The sequence below is a fragment of the Arthrobacter sp. NyZ413 genome (assembly GCF_049390645.1).
Taxonomy (GTDB): Bacteria; Actinomycetota; Actinomycetes; order Actinomycetales; family Micrococcaceae; genus Arthrobacter.
This window is the reverse complement of the sequence record NZ_CP155434.1, coordinates 2,412,190-2,430,138: the sequence shown is the minus strand read 5'-3', so window position 1 is coordinate 2,430,138 and position 17,949 is coordinate 2,412,190. Positions and strand designations below refer to the sequence as shown.

At 62.9% G+C, this 17,949-nt stretch carries 16 protein-coding genes; 10 read left to right on the top strand and 6 right to left on the bottom strand.

The genetic code is table 11. The features are described 5' to 3' along the window. Positions 1 to 133: 133 nt before the first annotated feature. Positions 134 to 394 carry a 30S ribosomal protein S20 gene (gene rpsT, locus ABCW42_RS11405; protein ID WP_423181362.1) on the bottom strand — a complete coding sequence of 87 codons (261 nt, stop codon included), beginning with the start codon at positions 392 to 394 and terminating at the stop codon, positions 134 to 136. A gap of 170 nt (positions 395 to 564) precedes the next feature. Then, positions 565 to 1,104, bottom strand: a complete 540-nt coding sequence (locus tag ABCW42_RS11400) for a type II toxin-antitoxin system PemK/MazF family toxin (protein ID WP_423181361.1) — start codon at positions 1,102 to 1,104, stop codon at positions 565 to 567. Positions 1,105 to 1,250: 146 nt separating this feature from the next. On the opposite strand from ABCW42_RS11400, the gene lepA reads away from it, so the two are divergent. Both lepA and hemW read left to right on the top strand, forming a co-directional pair. Further along, the gene (gene lepA, locus ABCW42_RS11395) at positions 1,251 to 3,104 is read left to right on the top strand and encodes a translation elongation factor 4 (RefSeq protein WP_423181360.1); all 1,854 of its coding nucleotides are present in this window, start codon (positions 1,251 to 1,253) and stop codon (positions 3,102 to 3,104) included. Between the two features lie 63 nt (positions 3,105 to 3,167). Then, positions 3,168 to 4,397: a radical SAM family heme chaperone HemW gene (gene hemW, locus ABCW42_RS11390; protein WP_423184868.1), complete on the top strand. Its 1,230-nt coding sequence runs from the start codon at positions 3,168 to 3,170 to the stop codon at positions 4,395 to 4,397. 62 nt (positions 4,398 to 4,459) lie between these two features. On the opposite strand, the gene ABCW42_RS11385 is transcribed toward hemW, so the two are convergent. Together ABCW42_RS11385 and ABCW42_RS11380 are read right to left on the bottom strand one after the other, a co-directional pair. Further along, on the bottom strand, positions 4,460 to 4,873 hold the full coding sequence (locus ABCW42_RS11385) for a DUF4870 domain-containing protein (protein WP_423181359.1): 414 nt from the start codon (positions 4,871 to 4,873) through the stop codon (positions 4,460 to 4,462). A gap of 101 nt (positions 4,874 to 4,974) precedes the next feature. Next, a complete protein-coding gene (locus ABCW42_RS11380; RefSeq protein WP_423181358.1) occupies positions 4,975 to 5,835 on the bottom strand; it encodes a DUF3097 domain-containing protein in 861 nt (286 codons plus the stop codon). A 201-nt stretch (positions 5,836 to 6,036) separates the two neighbouring features. On the opposite strand from ABCW42_RS11380, the gene hrcA reads away from it, so the two are divergent. The 3 genes from hrcA to ABCW42_RS11365 are packed head-to-tail and all read left to right on the top strand — an operon-like array spanning position 6,037 to position 9,019. Next, the gene (hrcA, locus tag ABCW42_RS11375) at positions 6,037 to 7,050 is read left to right on the top strand and encodes a heat-inducible transcriptional repressor HrcA (RefSeq protein ID WP_423181357.1); all 1,014 of its coding nucleotides are present in this window, start codon (positions 6,037 to 6,039) and stop codon (positions 7,048 to 7,050) included. Between the two features lie 59 nt (positions 7,051 to 7,109). Continuing rightward, positions 7,110 to 8,240 carry a molecular chaperone DnaJ gene (gene dnaJ, locus ABCW42_RS11370; RefSeq protein ID WP_423184867.1) on the top strand — a complete coding sequence of 377 codons (1,131 nt, stop codon included), beginning with the start codon at positions 7,110 to 7,112 and terminating at the stop codon, positions 8,238 to 8,240. Positions 8,241 to 8,242: 2 nt separating this feature from the next. After that, a complete protein-coding gene (locus tag ABCW42_RS11365) occupies positions 8,243 to 9,019 on the top strand; it encodes a 16S rRNA (uracil(1498)-N(3))-methyltransferase (protein ID WP_423181356.1) in 777 nt (258 codons plus the stop codon). Positions 9,020 to 9,081: 62 nt separating this feature from the next. On the opposite strand, the gene ABCW42_RS11360 is transcribed toward ABCW42_RS11365, so the two are convergent. Next, positions 9,082 to 9,951, bottom strand: coding sequence for a GerMN domain-containing protein (locus tag ABCW42_RS11360; protein WP_423181355.1), 870 nt, complete (start codon positions 9,949 to 9,951; stop codon positions 9,082 to 9,084). Between the two features lie 412 nt (positions 9,952 to 10,363). Between ABCW42_RS11360 and ABCW42_RS11355 the strand changes: the two genes are divergently transcribed. From ABCW42_RS11355 to ABCW42_RS11335, 5 genes are all read left to right on the top strand, one after another. Continuing rightward, a complete protein-coding gene (locus tag ABCW42_RS11355; protein WP_423181354.1) occupies positions 10,364 to 11,452 on the top strand; it encodes a PhoH family protein in 1,089 nt (362 codons plus the stop codon). Further along, positions 11,449 to 11,922, top strand: a complete 474-nt coding sequence (ybeY, locus tag ABCW42_RS11350; RefSeq protein ID WP_133205270.1) for an rRNA maturation RNase YbeY — start codon at positions 11,449 to 11,451, stop codon at positions 11,920 to 11,922. The genes ABCW42_RS11355 and ybeY overlap by 4 nt, the downstream gene beginning before the upstream one ends. Then, complete coding sequence (locus ABCW42_RS11345) at positions 11,919 to 13,250, top strand: hemolysin family protein (protein ID WP_423181353.1); 1,332 nt, start codon at positions 11,919 to 11,921, stop codon at positions 13,248 to 13,250. The genes ybeY and ABCW42_RS11345 overlap by 4 nt, the downstream gene beginning before the upstream one ends. After that, entirely contained in the window at positions 13,234 to 14,196 is a 963-nt protein-coding gene (gene era / locus ABCW42_RS11340; RefSeq protein WP_423181352.1) for a GTPase Era, read from the top strand. Before ABCW42_RS11345 ends, era begins: the two co-directional genes overlap by 17 nt. 72 nt (positions 14,197 to 14,268) lie before the next feature. After that, positions 14,269 to 15,837: an LCP family protein gene (locus tag ABCW42_RS11335; RefSeq protein WP_423181351.1), complete on the top strand. Its 1,569-nt coding sequence runs from the start codon at positions 14,269 to 14,271 to the stop codon at positions 15,835 to 15,837. Between the two features lie 99 nt (positions 15,838 to 15,936). Here the strand turns inward: ABCW42_RS11335 and ABCW42_RS11330 are convergent, their stop codons facing one another. Then, a complete protein-coding gene (locus tag ABCW42_RS11330) occupies positions 15,937 to 17,889 on the bottom strand; it encodes a M13 family metallopeptidase (RefSeq protein WP_423181350.1) in 1,953 nt (650 codons plus the stop codon). Positions 17,890 to 17,949: the final 60 nt, after the last annotated feature.

Genomic DNA, 17,949 nt, shown 5'->3' with positions numbered 1-17,949 from the left:
CCACCGGGCCCGGGCTGTGTCGCCCCTTGGTCGCCACCCTGGCAGCGCCGCAGCGCCGCAGCGCCGTTAAACAAGCGAGGCCGGTACCCGTCGGGTACCGGCCTCGCTTTCAGCTCAGTCGAACTGGAAAACCTTAGAGTGCGCTGACCTTCTTGGAGATCGCGGACTTGCGGTTTGCAGCGTTGTTCTTGTGAATAACGCCTTTGCTGACAGCCTTGTCCAGCTTACGGCTGGCAGCAACAAGAGCCTTGGTAGCGGCTTCCTTGTCCGTGGACTCAACGGCAGTGTTGACGGCGCGGATGGCCGTCTTCAGCTCAGACTTGACAGCGTTGTTACGCAGGCGAGCCTTTTCGTTGGTGAGGATGCGCTTCTTCTGGGACTTGATATTAGCCACGTGTGTGAACTCTCTTGTTAATGCGGAAATGGTCTAGAGGGTTGTCAGGTTGGCCATCGACTGAGCGGCGTGGGGATGCCTATGGCAGCCAACCATGAGTGCCCGTCGACCTGCACGGACACACAGCCATAAATGTTAGCAGACCCGGCGCCTGTTCACAGATATTCCAGCTAGGCGGGATCGTGTCGCGCGCCCAGACCGCGGGCCACGAGCTGGAATGTCCGCTTGTCCAGGACAGCGCCTTCCCGCCGTACGGACGACGGGTCCAGCCGAATTATCCGGTCGATTTTGACCTCGCTTGCGCGTCCGCGGGGATCCCAAGGACCTGCGCCGATGTCCACGTAGTCGTCCGCGTGCCGCCCGTTGTCGTGGTCCTTGCTGGTGAGCATGAGCCCCAGCAGCCACCCGCCGTCGTGACCTATCAGGAGGACCGGCCGGTCCTTCCCTTGCGAGTGGTCCTCTTCATAGGGGACCCACGACCAGACGATCTCTCCGGGGTCGGGCTTCCCGTCGGGCCGGGGGGAGTAGCGCGGCGAGACGCGGCCACGGAAGTCGCCCGGATAGGGCCGCGTACCGTGCCCGACGCCGGCCCCCGCACCCCGGCCGGGCGCTGCTGCGGGCCGTGTTCCGGCAGGGGATCCCGCGATCCGTCGAAGGTAGCCGAAGGAACCTTTGAGGAGCCTGCCGAGCAAGCTTTTGTTTGACGCCATGGCACCACCGTACTTTCGGCCGTATCACAATGCACAAGCGGCGCCATCTTCATGGGAGACTATAGGTTCAGATAAACGGCACGTGCCGGGCTGGTTCACATCGGTCCGGGGTTCAGCCGTGTGAGTGTCGACAGTAAGGACCCTGCGTGTCTCCCATGGCCCGCACCGCACCGGTGCCCGCCGCGACAGATCCGGCCATCATCCGGAACTTCTGCATCATCGCCCACATCGACCACGGCAAATCGACCCTGGCCGACCGCATGCTGCAGTTCACCGGCGTCGTCAAGCCCCGCGACATGAAGGCCCAGTACCTGGACCGCATGGATATCGAACGGGAACGCGGCATCACCATCAAGTCCCAAGCCGTCCGCATGCCGTGGGAACTCGACGGAACCAGCTATGCCCTGAATATGATCGACACTCCCGGCCACGTGGACTTCACGTACGAGGTCTCCCGCTCGCTCGCTGCGTGCGAAGGCGCGATTCTCCTGGTGGATGCGGCACAGGGCATTGAAGCCCAGACTCTCGCCAACCTGTACTTGGCGATGGAGAACAACCTCACCATCATTCCGGTACTCAACAAGATCGACCTTCCTGCCGCACAGCCGGAGAAGTACGCCGCGGAACTCGCCAACCTCATTGGCGGGGACCCTGAGGACGTACTGCGCGTCTCGGGGAAGACGGGCATTGGCGTGGAGGAACTCCTGGACAAGATCGTCCGCGACCTCCCCGCCCCGGTGGGCGATGCCAACGCGCCTGCCCGCGCCATGATCTTCGACTCCGTCTACGACACCTACCGGGGCGTCGTCACGTACGTGCGGGTGGTGGATGGCATGCTGCACCCGCGCGAGCGGATCCAGATGATGTCCACCAGGGCAACCCACGAGCTGCTGGAAATCGGAGTGAGTTCCCCGGAGCCCACTCCCTCCAAAGGCCTTGGCGTGGGTGAAGTCGGTTACCTCATCACCGGCGTGAAGGACGTTCGCCAGTCCAAGGTGGGCGATACCGTGACCAACCAGGCCAAGCCTGCTGCCGAGTCTTTGAGCGGCTACGCGGACGCCAAGCCGATGGTCTTCTCCGGCCTCTATCCGCTGGACGGCACGGATTATCCGGTACTCCGCGACGCGTTGGAGAAACTGATGCTCAACGACGCCGCCTTGATCTACGAACCTGAGACCTCGGCCGCTCTTGGCTTCGGTTTCCGCGTTGGCTTCCTCGGTCTGTTGCACCTGGAAATCACCCGTGAACGGCTCGAGCGCGAGTACAACCTGGACCTTATTTCCACGGCCCCCAACGTGGAATACGAAGTAACGCTCGAAGACAAAAGGGTTGTCCACGTCACGAACCCCAGCGAGTACCCGGTAGGGAAAGTCGCCGAAGTCCGCGAACCGATGGTGTCGGCCACGATCCTCGCTCCCAACGAATTCGTTGGCGCCATCATGGAACTGTGCCAAAGCCGGCGTGGAGTCATGGGTGGCATGGACTACCTTTCCGAAGACCGGGTGGAAATCCGTTACCGCCTTCCACTTGCCGAGATCGTGTTCGACTTCTTCGACATCCTCAAGTCGAAAACCCGCGGCTACGGCTCGCTTGACTGGAAGGCCGACGGCGAACAGGTCGCCGATCTCGTCAAGGTGGACATCATGCTCCAAGGCGAGCAGGTTGACGCGTTCAGTGCCATCACCCACCGGGATAAGGCGTATGCGTACGGCGTCATGATGACAACCAAACTGCGCGAACTCATTCCGCGCCAGCAGTTCGAGGTGCCCATCCAGGCTGCGATCGGATCGCGCATCATTGCGAGGGAAAGCATCCGGGCAATCCGCAAGGACGTCCTTGCCAAGTGCTACGGCGGTGACATCACCCGTAAGCGCAAACTTCTGGAAAAGCAGAAGGAAGGCAAGAAGCGGATGAAGATGGTGGGCCGGGTCGAGGTCCCCCAGGAAGCGTTCATCGCAGCCCTGACCACGGACGAATCGAAGGACAAGGCCAAGAAGTAATGCGGTTCGTCGCCCACACCGCCGGGCAGCCGCGCTGCGAGGAACGGGCACATGGAGGACACTTTGCCTAGCGTTTTGCCGCTCGGCGATCCGGCACCTGCGGACGGCCTGCTGCCGCCGCAGGTGCTCGACGGCGTCGGGTCGCGCAAGTTCGGGCTCTATGTGCACATCCCGTTCTGCGCGGTGCGCTGCGGCTACTGCGACTTCAACACCTACACGGCCACAGAGCTCGGCGGCGGGGCATCCCAAGCGGCGTATGCGGCGACGGCAGTCTCGGAATTGGAATTCGCGTCCCGCGCGCTGAACGCTTCGGGTCTGCCGCAACGGCCCTTAAGCACCGTGTTCTTCGGCGGCGGCACTCCCACGCTCCTGCCTGCTGAAGACCTCGCACGGATCCTCAGTGCCGCCGTCGGGCGGTGGGGCCTCGAGCCGGGAGCCGAAGTCACCACCGAAGCCAACCCCGACTCGGTGACCCCCGAATCGCTCCAGCTGCTCGCGGACGCCGGCTTCACCAGGGTGTCCTTCGGGATGCAGTCGGCCGTGCCGCACGTGCTCAAAGTCCTGGACCGCACGCACACACCAAGCCGGGTTCCGCTGGTAGTCCAATGGGCGCGCGACGCGGGCCTTGCAGTGAGCCTCGACCTCATCTACGGAACTCCAGGCGAGTCCATGGCGGACTGGCGGACGTCCTTGGAAACGGCCCTGTCCTATGAGCCGGACCACATCAGCGCCTATGCGCTCATCGTCGAAGACGGAACCAAGTTGGCAGCCCAGATCCGGCGCGGAGAAGTTCCGCAGATCGACGACGACGACCACGCCGCCAAGTATGAACTCGCCGATCAGCTGATCAGCGAGGCCGGCCTGGATTGGTACGAGGTCAGCAATTGGTCGCGTTCTCCCGAGCAGGCCTGCAGGCACAACCTTGCGTATTGGCGTGGAGACGACTGGTGGGGCATCGGCCCCGGCGCCCATTCGCACGTCGGCGGCGTCCGCTGGTGGAATGTCAAACACCCCGCCGCCTACGCCAATCGGCTAGGGGAAGGCGTGTCACCCGCGGCCGGACGCGAAACGCTCGACGCCGGAACGCGGGAAGTGGAGCGCATCATGCTGGAGGCGCGGCTCGGCTCCGGCCTCGCGGTTGATGCCTTGGACAAAGTCGGTCGCCATGCTGTGGCCGGGCTGATCGCCGATGGCCTGGTGGAACCCGCGGCAGCCTTCCAAGGGCGCTTGGTCCTGACACTCAGAGGACGCTTGCTGGCTGACGCGGTTGTGCGTCGTATCCTCCCGGACTGAATCAAGCCGCAAGCAGGTGGCACCGCCCCAAGGACTGGTGCCACCGAGCCGGCATTCTTGCGCTACTTGATCCAGCGGAGGTTGAAGCGGTAGCGGTGGGGCTGGCCGTGGTTGACGCGGATTCCCGCGGATACCGAAAAGCACGTCAGGGCTACCCAAATGCCCGTCGCGATGACCGCGAAAACGTTTCCGACCACCGGGAGCATGACCAGGAGGTTGGCGAGTACCGCGGCAAGTGTTGGCGGCAGGCTGAAGTTCAGCGCTTCCTTGGATTCCTGTGCCGTGAATGGCCCGCGCTCACGGAAGATCAGGTAGATCAAGAGCGAAGGCACGCAGCCAAGGATTCCGCCGAAGTGCGCGAGAGTTGCCCATTGGCGGTCCTCCGTGGCCGTCAACGGCAACGCATTGGCAGGAACGCCGTGGTACTGGGATTGGCCCGCGGAGGCGTCCCGTTCGTCAGGAGCGTTGTCTGCCACTGTTTCTTCCTTCGGGTATCTGTTGGTGCGGTGTTGCTGTCCCAGAATACTTGGTCGGCACGAAATCAGTGGACCAAACCGGCAGAATCTGCATATGGCGATCAGGAAGCCGGTGCGGTAAGGAAGTCGATGACTTCCTCTACCCGGCCCAGGAGGGACGCTTCCAAGTCGGCGTAGCTCCTCACGGCGCCGAGGAGCTTTTGCCAGCCAAGCCCGATATCCTCGGCCGTCTCATGCGGCCAGCCGAACGCTTTCAGGATCCCTGTCTTCCAATCCGTGCCGCGTGCGACGGTGGGCCATTGCTCGATTCCCAGGACCTTGGGTCGGATGGCTTGCCAGACGTCCACATAGGGATGGCCGACGATCAGGACATTTCCCGCGGCTCCCGGCAGCGTCATTGCGTCGGCGGCGATCCGGGACTCTTTGGAGTCCGGGACGAGGTGATCGACCAGGATGCCCAGCTTCCGGCCCGGGCCGGGGGAAAAATCCGCAATCGCAGACTTGAGGTCGTCTACGCCGTGGAGGGGTTCGACGACGATTCCCTCCACGCGGAGGTCGTCTCCCCAGACTTTCTCCACCAGTTCGGCGTCGTGCTTTCCTTCGACCCAGATGCGGCTCGCTTTCGCGACCTGGGCGCGCTGGCCCGCCACCCGAACCGATCCCGACGCCGTGCGGCCCGCTTGCAGCGCCGCGGCGCCGGCCGCGCGTGGTGCCGGAGGCAAGAGCTTCACCGGTTCCCCGTCCAGCAGGAACCCGAAACCGAGCTGGAAGGATTTGTTCTTCCCCCTGCGGTCCTCCAAGACGACAACGTGCATGCCGCCGGACTTTTCGATCCTTGTCACGGCGCCGACCCACCCGGACTGGACATCCTCGAGGACCATTCCCCGCTCCACGGGAACCTCGCGTAATTGCCGTTTGGTTGGCTTTGCCAAGTCCTGCGGGCCCCAATTGTCATACGACACGGTCTTCACACCACTTTGCGCTAGGGATCGATCGGGATCCGGAACATTTCCGCCGGATCGCGCGGGAATCATGTTCGCCGCAAGCGGTACCAATGCTAACAACGCGGTGGCTCATACTAGACTTGTTAGCACTTGGGCATGTTGAGTGCTAATGGTTGAATACCCGTTGTCGAATACCGGGTCACTGAGTGGAGGTGGGGAGTGAGCGAGCCACGCAAGCTTGAAGTGTTGCGGGCCATCGTGGAGGACTACGTCCACTCCCGCGAGCCCGTCGGTTCCAAAGCGTTGGTGGAACGCCATCATCTGGGCGTCTCGAGCGCCACCATCCGTAACGACATGGCGCTCCTGGAAGAAGAAGGCCTTATCGCTGCGCCGCACACCAGTGCCGGGCGGATACCCACTGACAAGGGCTACCGCCTGTTCGTCGATCGAATTTCCGAGGTCAAGCCCCTTTCGGCAGCTGAGCGGCGCGCCATCCATTCCCTGCTTGCGGGACCGGACGACGTCGAAGACATCCTTGAGCGGACGGTCCGGCTCCTTTCGCAGCTGACCAACCAGGTCGCCGTCGTGCAGTACCCGCACATCAGCCGCGCGCGCGTACGCCACATCGAGTTTGTCCTCTTGGCACCGCGCCAGGTTCTCGTGGTTCTGATCGCCGATACCGGCAAGGTTGAACAGGGCGTCGTCCAATCCGGCGCGGATACCTCGGACGAAGACCTCATGACGTTGCGCGCCCGGTTCCTCGGAAGCATCGCAGGATCACAACTGGACCTCATGGCGCAGGTCCTGCCGTCGGTTGTCGCGCTGTGCCCGCCTGGCCTTCGCGGATTGGCCGGCACCCTTGCCCACGGCTTGGAGCGCTTGGCTGACAGGAGCCGGGACGATCGCATGGTCATGGCCGGAACCGCGAACCTGGCCCGCTCCAACGTGGACTTTCCGCTGAGCATCGGCCCCGTCCTCGAAGCACTCGAGGAACAGGTGGTCATGCTGCGCTTGCTCTCCGACATGGCCGAAGACCCGCGGGGTGTCACTGTCAGCATCGGCCGCGAGAACCCTTATGACGGTCTTTCCGAGGCCTCCGTGGTCGCGACGGGCTACGGTCCGGACAGCAGCGCCAAGATCGGCATTCTTGGGCCTACGAGGATGGACTACCCCAACACCATGGCGGCAGTGCGTGCCGTCGCGCGCTACCTTTCCCGGATTCTGGGCGGCTGAGTTTCCACGGAAACCCCGTTCGCATGAAAACGCAGTTCAACAAGGAAGAGAAAACGACTTTGAGCAGCCACTATGACGTTCTAGGCGTCTCGCCGGAAGCGACAGGCGAGGAGATCAAGAAGGCTTACCGCAAGCTCGCCCGGAAGCTGCACCCTGACGTGAACCCGGGGGAAGGCGCCGCTGAGGAATTCAAAGCCGTCACGCACGCCTACGAAGTCCTCTCCGATCCCCAGAAGCGCCGCGTCTACGACGCCACGGGCAACGAAAACGGCACGGACAACGGCTTTGGCGGCGGCTACGCCGGCCAGGGATTCGCCTTCCAGGACATTTTCGACACGTTCTTCGGCGGAGGCGGCGGGGGCATGCACGGACCGGCGTCTCGCGTGCGACGGGGCCAGGACGCATTGATCAGTGTCCGCATCGATCTCCGCGAAGCAGTTTTCGGTGTGAACAAGAAGCTTGAAGTGGACACCGCGGTGGTTTGCCCCACGTGTGAAGGATCCTGCTGCCGCCCGGGCACCCACCCGGAACGCTGCGACATCTGTGGCGGATCCGGCCAGGTCCAGCGCGCGGTGCGTTCGATCCTCGGACAGGTCATGACCGCCGCCCCCTGTGGATCCTGCGAAGGCTTCGGCACGATCATCAAGGATCCTTGCAATGAGTGCAGCGGCCAAGGCCGCATCCGCAGTCGCCGCTCCTTGACCGTCAAGGTTCCGGGAGGCGTGGCTACCGGCACCCGGATCCAGCTTTCCGGGCAAGGCGAGGCAGGCCCGGCCGGCGGCCCTCCGGGCGACCTTTACATCGAGATCCGGGTCAACGCGGACGCCACTTACATGCGTGAAGGCGACGATCTCCACGCCACCCTGAGCGTGCCCATGACAGCCGCGGCCTTGGGCACTGAGCTTCAGCTGGATACCTTCGATGGTCCCCAGGAGATCGACGTCAAGGCTGGAACACAGGCAGGCGAAGTCATTACTTTGCGCGGGCTCGGCGTCACGCACCTTCGCGGCTACGGCCGGGGAGACCTCAAGGTGCACCTGCACGTCGAAACGCCGGTGAAGATCGACGCCGCCCAAGAGGACCTGCTTCGCCAACTCGCCAAGTTGCGAGGGGAGCAGTTCACCGAGGGAAAGCTCGTGGCGAGCGGCGGTGTGTTCGCCAAGCTCCGGGACAAGCTCGGTAACCTGTAGCGGTGAGCAACCCCGTATTTTTCACCCCGGAGGGAACCCTGGACGGGTTGCGGCCGGGTGATTCCTTCGTGCTCGACGGCTCCGAGGCCAAGCATGCCGTGACGGTCAAGCGCCTTGAAGTAGGCGAAAGCGTCGATATCGTCGACGGCGCCGGGACGCGGCTCGTGGGAAGCGTCACGGCGGCGGCCCAGGGCAGCCTCACGGTACTTGCCGCCGATGTGCGGGAAGAGCCGCGGCCCGCGGTCCGGCTTGTTTTGGTGCAGGCCCTCGCGAAAGGCGATCGCGACGAGCTTGCCGTCGAAACAGCGACAGAACTCGGGATTGACGCTGTGATTCCGTGGCAGTCCGAGCGTTCGATTGTCCGCTGGAAGGGGGAGCGGGCCGCGAAATCGCACGCGAAGTGGCAATCGGTAGCCGCGGCGGCCGCCAAGCAGGCAAGGCGCGCCTGGATTCCCGAGGTTCGTGCCGCCGTCGACGGCTCCGGCCTGGCGTCGGCAGTTGCCGCTGCCGACCTCGCGATCATCCTTCACGAAGACGCGAAGCGCCCCTTGCGCGATGTCCTGGAAGACTGGAACGGCAGGGCTTCGGATGGCGGTGCCGGGGCGGCGCGCGAGGTCTTGCTCATCGTTGGACCGGAAGGCGGCATTTCGCCCCGCGAAGTGACTAAATTGAGTGACGCCGGAGCGGTTACGGCCTTGCTGGGCCACCACGTCCTTCGTTCATCGACGGCGGGACCGGCAGCCGTCGTCCTGGCGAGTGACATCCTCGGCCGCTGGTAGCTGAAGCCGGTTTCGGGAAAAGAACCACGACGGCGGCAACCCGCCTGCCGCGTTTGCGGCGGCTAGCGGACGTTGAACGAACGGGTGTCCGTGCCGACGTCGGAATTGTTGGCGCCCACCATGGAGACCCGCAATTCATATCGGCCGGTTCCAAGGCCCACTGTGAAGCTGAAAATCCCGCCTTGATCGGGAGCATTCGATGCCGAAGTCTGCCCTGCCAAGTAGGACGACTTATCGCCATTGGAGTTTTCCTTCAGGATCTGCCAGTGCAGTTTCTTTGAGGGATCCGTGCTCCGGCCGTTGAACTTCACGGGGCCCGAGGCCAGCGTGATGTCCTCCTGCGGATCAATGATCCAGACCGGAGCTACTACCGAGGCATCCCGGACCATCGGATCCCCGAGTTTGACCTGGCCGAATGCCATGTAGTTGGTGTGCCCGTCAACGAGGATGGTGACCTGGATCTGTTGGCTTGTGTCGATCAACCCTGCGCTGGCCGCGGCGGCGGTGGCAGTGTAGACGAGTTGTTGGACCGCTTTCTGCGCCGCGTCGGCGTCGAGGTTTGAATTGAACGCATCGCGCGAAACGTCAACAGTGACCACGTTCTTTCCGGAGATGGAGGTGGCGAGGTCGCTCGGGTTTTGCCACGGGGTGAAGAAATCGTGGTCAAGCGGTTTCTGGGACATCATGATCCGAAGGGCGGTGGTGATCGGATTTTCATTGCCCGGGTTGTCACGGAACTCACGGTACAGGTAGGTATCGTTGTCGCTCTTGCCGATCCAGTACACGGGAACCTTGTTCGACGCCTGGGTGGTTTCAAGGGGAGCGTTGCTGGCCGGAGCGGCTTGGAGGGCCGATGAGGAGGGAGGATTCGTCGTCGTTCCTGGACCGCTGCGCTCGGCGACACACCCCGTCAGCAAAAGGGCAGCCACCACGGAGCCCGCAAGCGCGGCGGAACGCTTCCGCTTGCTCCGGGCCTGGGGACATTCGGCTGGCCTTGTGATGATGGTTCCTGCTCGTCGGGCGCCGGGGCGCGGGAATAGCGTCTCCGCAAAAACGGGGAGCCGGGCTGTTTTGCCCACAAATCAGCTTGTCACAGTCTCCACGGCGGACATCGGCATTTCGACGCCCTGCCTACTAACTGCAACCCGATTGATACGTGGCCGATGCGGAGTTGATATCAAAGGGGTCGGATGCGTCCCCCGGGCGCGGCATTGACAGTGGCTGGCGTAGGATTGAAATCACTTCGGAGCCCGTAATGCAGGCCCATCCGGCGAACGGGACTTCGAGAAGAACATCGAGGCACACGTACCAAACCGGAGGAGCACAGGCCGCAAGGCCAGCACTATGACAGAATCATTGAACGGGCGGCCGCGGGCCGGCAGTGTTGATACAGGTCCGGCCGAGTTTCCACACTCAGTACCGGGCGCCCGGACGGAAGTTGTTGTATTCGACAACTCTGATCAGATGGTTCAGACGCTCGGCAGCCATGACGAAGCCTTGCGCTACATCGAAGCCCAGTTCCCGGAAATCGACTTCCATGTGCGGGGCAATGAGCTTTCCTTCAGCGGTCCTTCCGGCGATGTTCCCCGGATCATGCGCCTCCTGGAGGAAGTGCGCGGCCTTGTCCGCAAGGGAACCGTCATCACGCCTGATGTCCTGCAGCAGCTCGTTTCCCTGCTGCGGAGCCAAACCTTGCAGAACCCCGTAGAGGTGCTGACCCACAACATACTTTCCAGCCGAGGCAGGACGATCCGGCCGAAAACCCTCAACCAAAAGGGCTACGTCGATGCCATCGACGACAACACCGTGATCTTCGGCATCGGGCCTGCCGGCACAGGCAAGACCTACCTCGCGGTAGCCAAAGCGGTCCAGGCCCTGCAGCTCAAGGAAGTCAGCCGGATCATCCTCACGCGACCCGCCGTCGAGGCGGGGGAGCGGCTCGGCTTCCTGCCCGGAACGCTGAGCGACAAGATCGACCCGTACTTGCGTCCGCTGTATGACGCACTGCACGACATGATCGATCCCGAGTCGATTCCGCGCCTGATGGCAGCGGGAACCATCGAGGTAGCTCCCCTCGCGTATATGCGCGGCCGCACCCTCAACGACGCATTCATCATCCTCGATGAAGCCCAAAACACCACTGCCGAACAAATGAAGATGTTCCTCACCCGGCTTGGTTTCGGTTCCAAGATGGTCGTCACGGGGGACATCACGCAGGTGGACCTGCCCTTCGGCGCCACGTCAGGCCTTCGCATCGTCGAGGAGATCCTCAGCGGAATCGAGGACGTGAACTTCACGATGCTGGACGCGTCCGACGTCGTCCGTCACCGCTTGGTGGCCGACATCGTCTCCGCGTACAGCCGCTGGGACGAAAAACACCGGGTACGTGCACAGCACACGCCCACGCACGACAAACGGGGAGAACGCCGATGAGCATCGAAGTCAACAACGAATCCGGCGTCCAGGTCGACGAAGCGCAATTGGTGACGCTTTCGCGATTCATTTTCGAACGCCTCTACATCCACCCGCAGGCAGAACTATCGATCCTTCTCGTGGACGAACCCGCCATGGAAAAGCTCCACATCGAGCTCATGGACGAACCCGGCGCCACCGATGTCCTCTCCGTTCCCATGGACGAATTGACGCCGGGAACTCCCGGTAAGCAGACTCCCCAAGGCATGCTTGGGGACATCGCAATCTGCCCCCAAGTAGCCGAGGTGCAGGCACGAAACGCAGGGCATTCGACGCAAGACGAGATGCTCCTGCTCTGCACCCATGGAATCCTGCACCTCCTTGGCTTCGACCACGCCGAACCGGAGGAGAAGGAAGAAATGTTCGGCCTCCAGCGTGAGCTGCTTTCCGCGTTCCTCGGTAAGGACGCCCCCATGGAGACTATGCAGTGACCTCGATCATCCTGGTCGGCATGGCGTTGGTGTTCTTGAGTTTCGTCGCTTTGCTGACCGCGGCGGAGGCTGCGTTCAACTTTCTGCCACGACATGAGGCAGAACAAGCCATCGTCAAAAGCAGGGGCAATTCCCTGCGCAGCATCCTCGCCCAACCCGTCGCCCACATTCGCGCCCTGAGGTTCTGGCGCATCTGGTTCGAGATGGCGGCCGCCGTGGCCGTAGCCGTGGTCGTCAGCAGCCTCCTGGACAACGTCTGGCTGGCCGGGCTGGCGGCGACCGGCATCATGGCCGTTATCGGTTTCGTTTTGGTCGGCGTCTCTCCACGGCAGCTCGGACGTGCCCATTCCGCGGGGATCGTCCGCTTTTCGGCCCCGCTCATCAGGTTCCTCTGCTGGATCCTCGGCCCCATTCCGGCATGGTTGGTGGCCATTGGCGTCGCGGTTGCTCCCGGGGCGCCGAGCGGCGATGACGCCTTCTTCAGCGAAGAAGAATTCCGTGAACTCGTGGACCGCGCCACTGAGTCGGACATGATCGAAGACAGCGAGGCGGAACTGATCCAGTCCGTCTTCGATTTCGGCGATACGCTGGTCCGCTCCGTCATGGTTCCGCGCACGGACATCGTGAGCATCGACTCCGGATCGAGCCTGGAGCAGGCGATGGCCCTGTTCCTTCGTTCCGGCTATTCGAGGATCCCGGTCATCGGAGAGAACGCCGATCAGATCCGAGGCATCCTCTACCTGAAGGACGTTGCCGCGGCATTGCACCGCCCTGAACAGGCTTCCGCCCGGCAGGACGTCGATTCCCTCGTGCGGGAGGCCCGCTTCGTGCCGGAATCCAAGCCGGTCAGCGATCTCCTCAGCGAACTCCAGCAGGAATCCACCCATGTTGCCGTGGTCATCGACGAATACGGCGGAACGGCCGGCCTCGTGACGCTCGAGGACCTCATCGAAGAGATTGTCGGCGAAATCGTGGACGAATATGACGCAACCGCCGCGGAAGTCATCGACCTTGGCAATGGAAGGTACCGTGTCAGCTCCAGGATGAGCATCGATGACCTTGGGGAACTTTTCGATATCGACCTCGACGACGACGAGGTGGACACCGTTGGCGGCCTCATGGCCAAAGCGCTCGGGAAGGTACCGATCGTGGGCAGCGCCGTGGAAATCAGCGGGATCTCCCTCAAAGCCGATAGGCTGGAAGGCCGGCGGAACCGGGTAAGCCATATCATTGCGGCAGCCATTCCAAAAGAAGACACTGACCTTGAAGACCTTCTCGACGAGGGCGACACAACGCAACAGGGAGTTCCACGTGAGCAAGCACAATAAGAAGCTCGACGCCGATCAGGACTTTGGTGGCTTCCACGCAGGATTCTCTGTCCTTGTCGGGCGGCCGAATGCCGGCAAATCGACCCTTACCAACGCTTTGGTGGGCCAAAAGGTGGCGATCACGTCCGCGAAACCGCAAACCACCCGGCACACCATCCGGGGGATCGTCCATCGCGACGATGCCCAGCTGATCCTTGTCGACACGCCGGGCTTGCACCGTCCGCGCACCCTTCTTGGCAAGCGGCTGAACGACCTCGTAGCCGACACCCTTTCCGAAGTGGATGCCATCGGTTTTTGCCTGCCCGCCAACGAGAAGATCGGGCCGGGCGACAAGTACATCGCGGCCCAGCTCGCCGCCGTCGGACGCAAGCCGGTTGTCGCCATCGTGACCAAAACCGACCTCGTGGACCGGCAAGCGTTGACCGAGCAGCTTTTGGCGGTGGCGGAACTCGGACGTGAAGTCCTCGGCGATCAGGGCTGGGCGGACATCGTTCCGGTGTCTGCGGCCGACGGCTTCCAGGTCAGCACCGTAGCGGATGTCCTCATCGGCCACATGCCGCCTTCTCCGCCGCTTTACCCGGACGGGGAGCTGACGGACGAGCCCGAGGCCGTCATGGTGGCGGAGCTCATCCGCGAAGCAGCCTTGGAAGGCGTGCGCGACGAGCTTCCCCACTCCTTGGCGGTCGTCGTTGAGGAGATTGTTCCCCGCGAAGGCCGCTCGGAAGACAACCCGCTGCTCGATGTCCGCGTCAACCTCTACGTTGAGCGTCCGTCCCAAAAGGCCATCATCATCGGAAAAGGCGGAAGCCGCTTGCGCGAGGTGGGCACGAATGCCCGCAAGGGGATCGAAGCCCTCCTCGGAACCCGGATCTACCTGGACCTCCACGTCAAAGTAGCCAAGGATTGGCAGCGCGACCCGAAGCAACTTGTGAAGCTGGGATTCTAGCTACGGGAATTTCCCAGTTGCGCCTCGTAAAATGGTGCGAATCCCATTTTCCGAGGAAAGGTTCAGCGAGTAGTGCGACGCCGCGATGCGCGCGTGGACGAGCCCGGCACCATAGGTGCCCACGGCCGTGCACGCCACGGGGAAGCCCCCGGCACCCCCCGCCACATGAACGCTCTCAAGCAGCTTCCGCTCTGGCTCAGGATTTCGGCAGCGACGGTGGCCATCCTCGTCGTCGGCGGAATCGCTTTCGCCGCCTACTGGGTGTACCGCTTGCAGTCGAACATCAGCAAGGCCCCTTTGACGGCCGGTGCCGTCCGGACGGAGGCCGCTGTCAACGATGCCACCGACCGTTTGCAGATCCTCATTCTCGGCTCCGACACCAGGGACGGGAAGAATTCCGAGTATGGTTCCGCGCAGGACTCCACAGGCTACGGCCAATCGGACGTCATGATGCTCCTGGATATCTCCGCGGACAACAAGCGGGTCAGCCTTACCAGCTTCCCCCGTGACCTCCTGGTGAACGTACCGTCATGCACAGATCCCAAAACCCACACGGTCTTCCCGGCGCACTCGAACGTGATGATCAACTCGGCCATGGCAGAAGCCGGTATCGGTTGTGCCGTGGACACTGTGAACCAGCTCACCGGACTGGAAATCGACCACTTCATGATGGCGGACTTCAACGCCGTCAAGGAACTCTCCAACGCAGTGGGCGGGGTGGATGTCTGCGTGAGCGACGCCGTCTACGACCCCGATTCAGGACTCCGCTTGCCGAAGGGCACGTCCAAGGTCCAAGGTGAGCAGGCCCTGGCATTCCTGCGCACCCGCCATGGCTTTGGCGATGGAAGCGACCTCGGCCGGATCCAGGCCCAGCAAGGCTTCCTGTCCTCGCTGACGCGCAAGATCAGGTCGGACGGCACGCTCGCCAATCCGCAAAGCCTTCTGTCGATCGCCGACGTCGTGACCAAGAACCTGACCGTGGACGATGGCCTGGCCTCCGTACAGGCGCTGCTGACGATCGGCAGCAGGCTCAAGGACGTTGACCTTTCAAAAGTTGCGTTCGTCTCGGTTCCCACGGAGCCTGCCGCGATCGATCCCAACAGGCTCCAACTGGTTCAACCGCAGGCCACCCAGTTGTTCGCGGCCATGAGGGCGAACCTGGACCTCACCAACCCGGGAGCTACCGCAGCCCCGACCGCCAGCGCCTCGCCGTCCGCGCCACCGTCCAACGCTGCGCCCGTGCCCAGTACCCCGGCAGCTCCGGCGTACGACAAAGCCCTCCAGACGGTCAACGTCGCCGACGGCACCGGAATAGCCTCCCGCGGCGAGGAAATTGCCTCGGCGCTGATTTCCGGTGGTTTCACCAAAGCCGGCCACTTCCTCGCTGCCAGTGTGGGCAAGACCGTCGTTTACTACGGGGCCGGTAATGCGGACGTCGCATCGGATGTTGCAAACATGCTGGGAATTCCGGCTTCGCAAATCGAGCCAGCCACCGGCGTTGCGGGAGTGCAGGTCTACATCGGCACAGACTTCGATTCCGGCACCAAGTACGGGGTCGCCTCGGTTCCGGCCGACGTCGTCAAGCAGACAGCCAATGACTCAAAGTGCCAGGCAGTCAATCCTTACAACATCGCGAGGTAGGCTGGCCGGCGAACGCTTCCAAGCAAAAAGGGAAGGAAGGGCAACCGCCCTCCTTCCCTTTTGCATGGCGCACTATGGTGCTCTTGCGTCGCTGATCCGCTACCAGATACTGACGCGGTCCTCGGGCGACAACCACATCCCGTCTCCGTCTTCGACGGCAAACGCCTCGTGGTACGAATCGAGGTTCTTGGCGATGGCATTCGTCCGGAACTCGTTGGGGGAGTGCGGATCGGTGGCCACCCGCCTGATGGCTTCCTCGGACCGGATCACCTGGCGCCAGCCGGCAGCCCACGACATGAAGAAGCGCTGCTGTCCGGTCAGGCCTTCCAAAACGGGAGGTTCCGCGCCGTCGAGGCTCAGGAGGTAGGCCTTGTACGCAATTGTCAGCCCGCCGAGGTCACCGATGTTTTCGCCCAGCGTGAGTTTGCCGTTGACCTTGTGGTCCGGGGCCGCGTATGGGGCAAGGGCATCGAACTGGGCCACGAGCTTGGCTGCCAGTTCGTCGAAGGCCTTGCGGTCTGCTTCGGTCCACCAGTTCCGCAGGGCCCCGCTTCCGTCGAATTGGGAGCCTTGGTCGTCGAACCCGTGGCCGATCTCGTGGCCGATGATGGCACCGATGCCGCCGTAGTTGACGGCGTCATCCGCATCAGCGGTGAAGAAAGGCGGCTGCAGGATGGCGGCCGGGAAGACAATCTCGTTCAGCATTGGGTGGTAGTACGCGTTGACGGTCTGCGGCGTCATGAGCCACTTGTTCAGGTCGACAGGCTTGCCGACCTCGTCGAGGTGGCGGTCGACGTCGGCATTATGCGCCCGCTCGACGTTCCCCAAAAGGTCGTTGGGGTCGATCTCGACGGCGGAATAGTCGATCCACTCGTCGGGGAAGCCGATCTTTGGCCGGAATGCCTCGAGCTTCTTCAAGGCTTCGGCCTTGGTTTCCTCGCCCATCCAGTCGAGCGCGGTGATGCTTTGGCGATACGCCTCAATGAGCTTGGACACGAGGACCTGCATCCGGGCTTTGTATCCTTCGGGGAAATGGCGCTCCACGTAGATTTGTCCCACGGCTTCGCCGAGGGCGGCTTCGACGACGGCGACACCTCGCTTCCAGCGGTCCTTGTTCTGGGGTGTGCCACTCAGCGTGGTGCCGTAGAAGTCGAAGTTGGTGTCCACGAAGACGGATGACAAGTAGGGCGCGGCAGCGTTGAGCACACGTAGGGCGAGCCATTCCTGCCAGGTTCCCAAGGGTTCCGAGCCGACCAGGGCAGCGGCACCGGCGAAGAAGTCCGGAGTGCTCACAACCAGCTCGGCAAACTTCTCTTCCCCGATCCGGGCGGCGTCGAACCAGGAGTCCAAGTAGGGGAAGAGTTCCCGGCCCTCGTCCGCGGTCTTGAGGTTGTAGGTCTTTTGCGGATCGCGCAGCGTGACGTTGTCCCAGTGGAAGGAAGCCAGAGCCTTCTCGAACGCGACAACCCTGCCAGCGGCAGCATCGCCGTCGGGAATGCCTGCCAAACCGAATAGTTTGGCGACGTACTTTTCGTAGGCGGCCACAATGTCCGCGAACTTTTCCTCACGGTAATAGGACTCGTCCGGAAGGCCCAGGCCGCCCTGCCCGATGTACAGGAGGACGCGGTCCGGGTTCCCGGCGTCGGGTGCCGGGTAGATCGAGAAGAGCCCTGAGACGTCGGAACGGAAAAGCCGGCCGGTCAGTGCGACGACTTCAGCCGGCGAGGTGGTGGCGAAAACCTCGTCAAGGCGCCCACGGATTGGATCCAGGCCCTTGGCTTCAGTGGCTTCTTCGTCCATGAAGCTGCTGTAGAGCCCTCCGACCTTCCGCTCGATGCCGCTGGCTTCCTCGCCTTTGGCCGCGGCCTCTTCGATGATTGCCCGAACTGCGAGTTCGGAACCGTCGCGCAGGGCGGTGAAGGTTCCTTCCAAGGGACGGTCGTCGGGAATGACGGTTGACTTCAGCCACGCGCCGTTGACGTGCTGGTAGAGGTCGTCCTGGGGCCGAACGCTTTCATCGATGTTGGACAGAGTAATCCCCGATTGTGGCACATGAACTCCTTCGGACGACGCAGCGCAGCTGGTTCCCCACCGTCGCCGCGTCTGCATAGT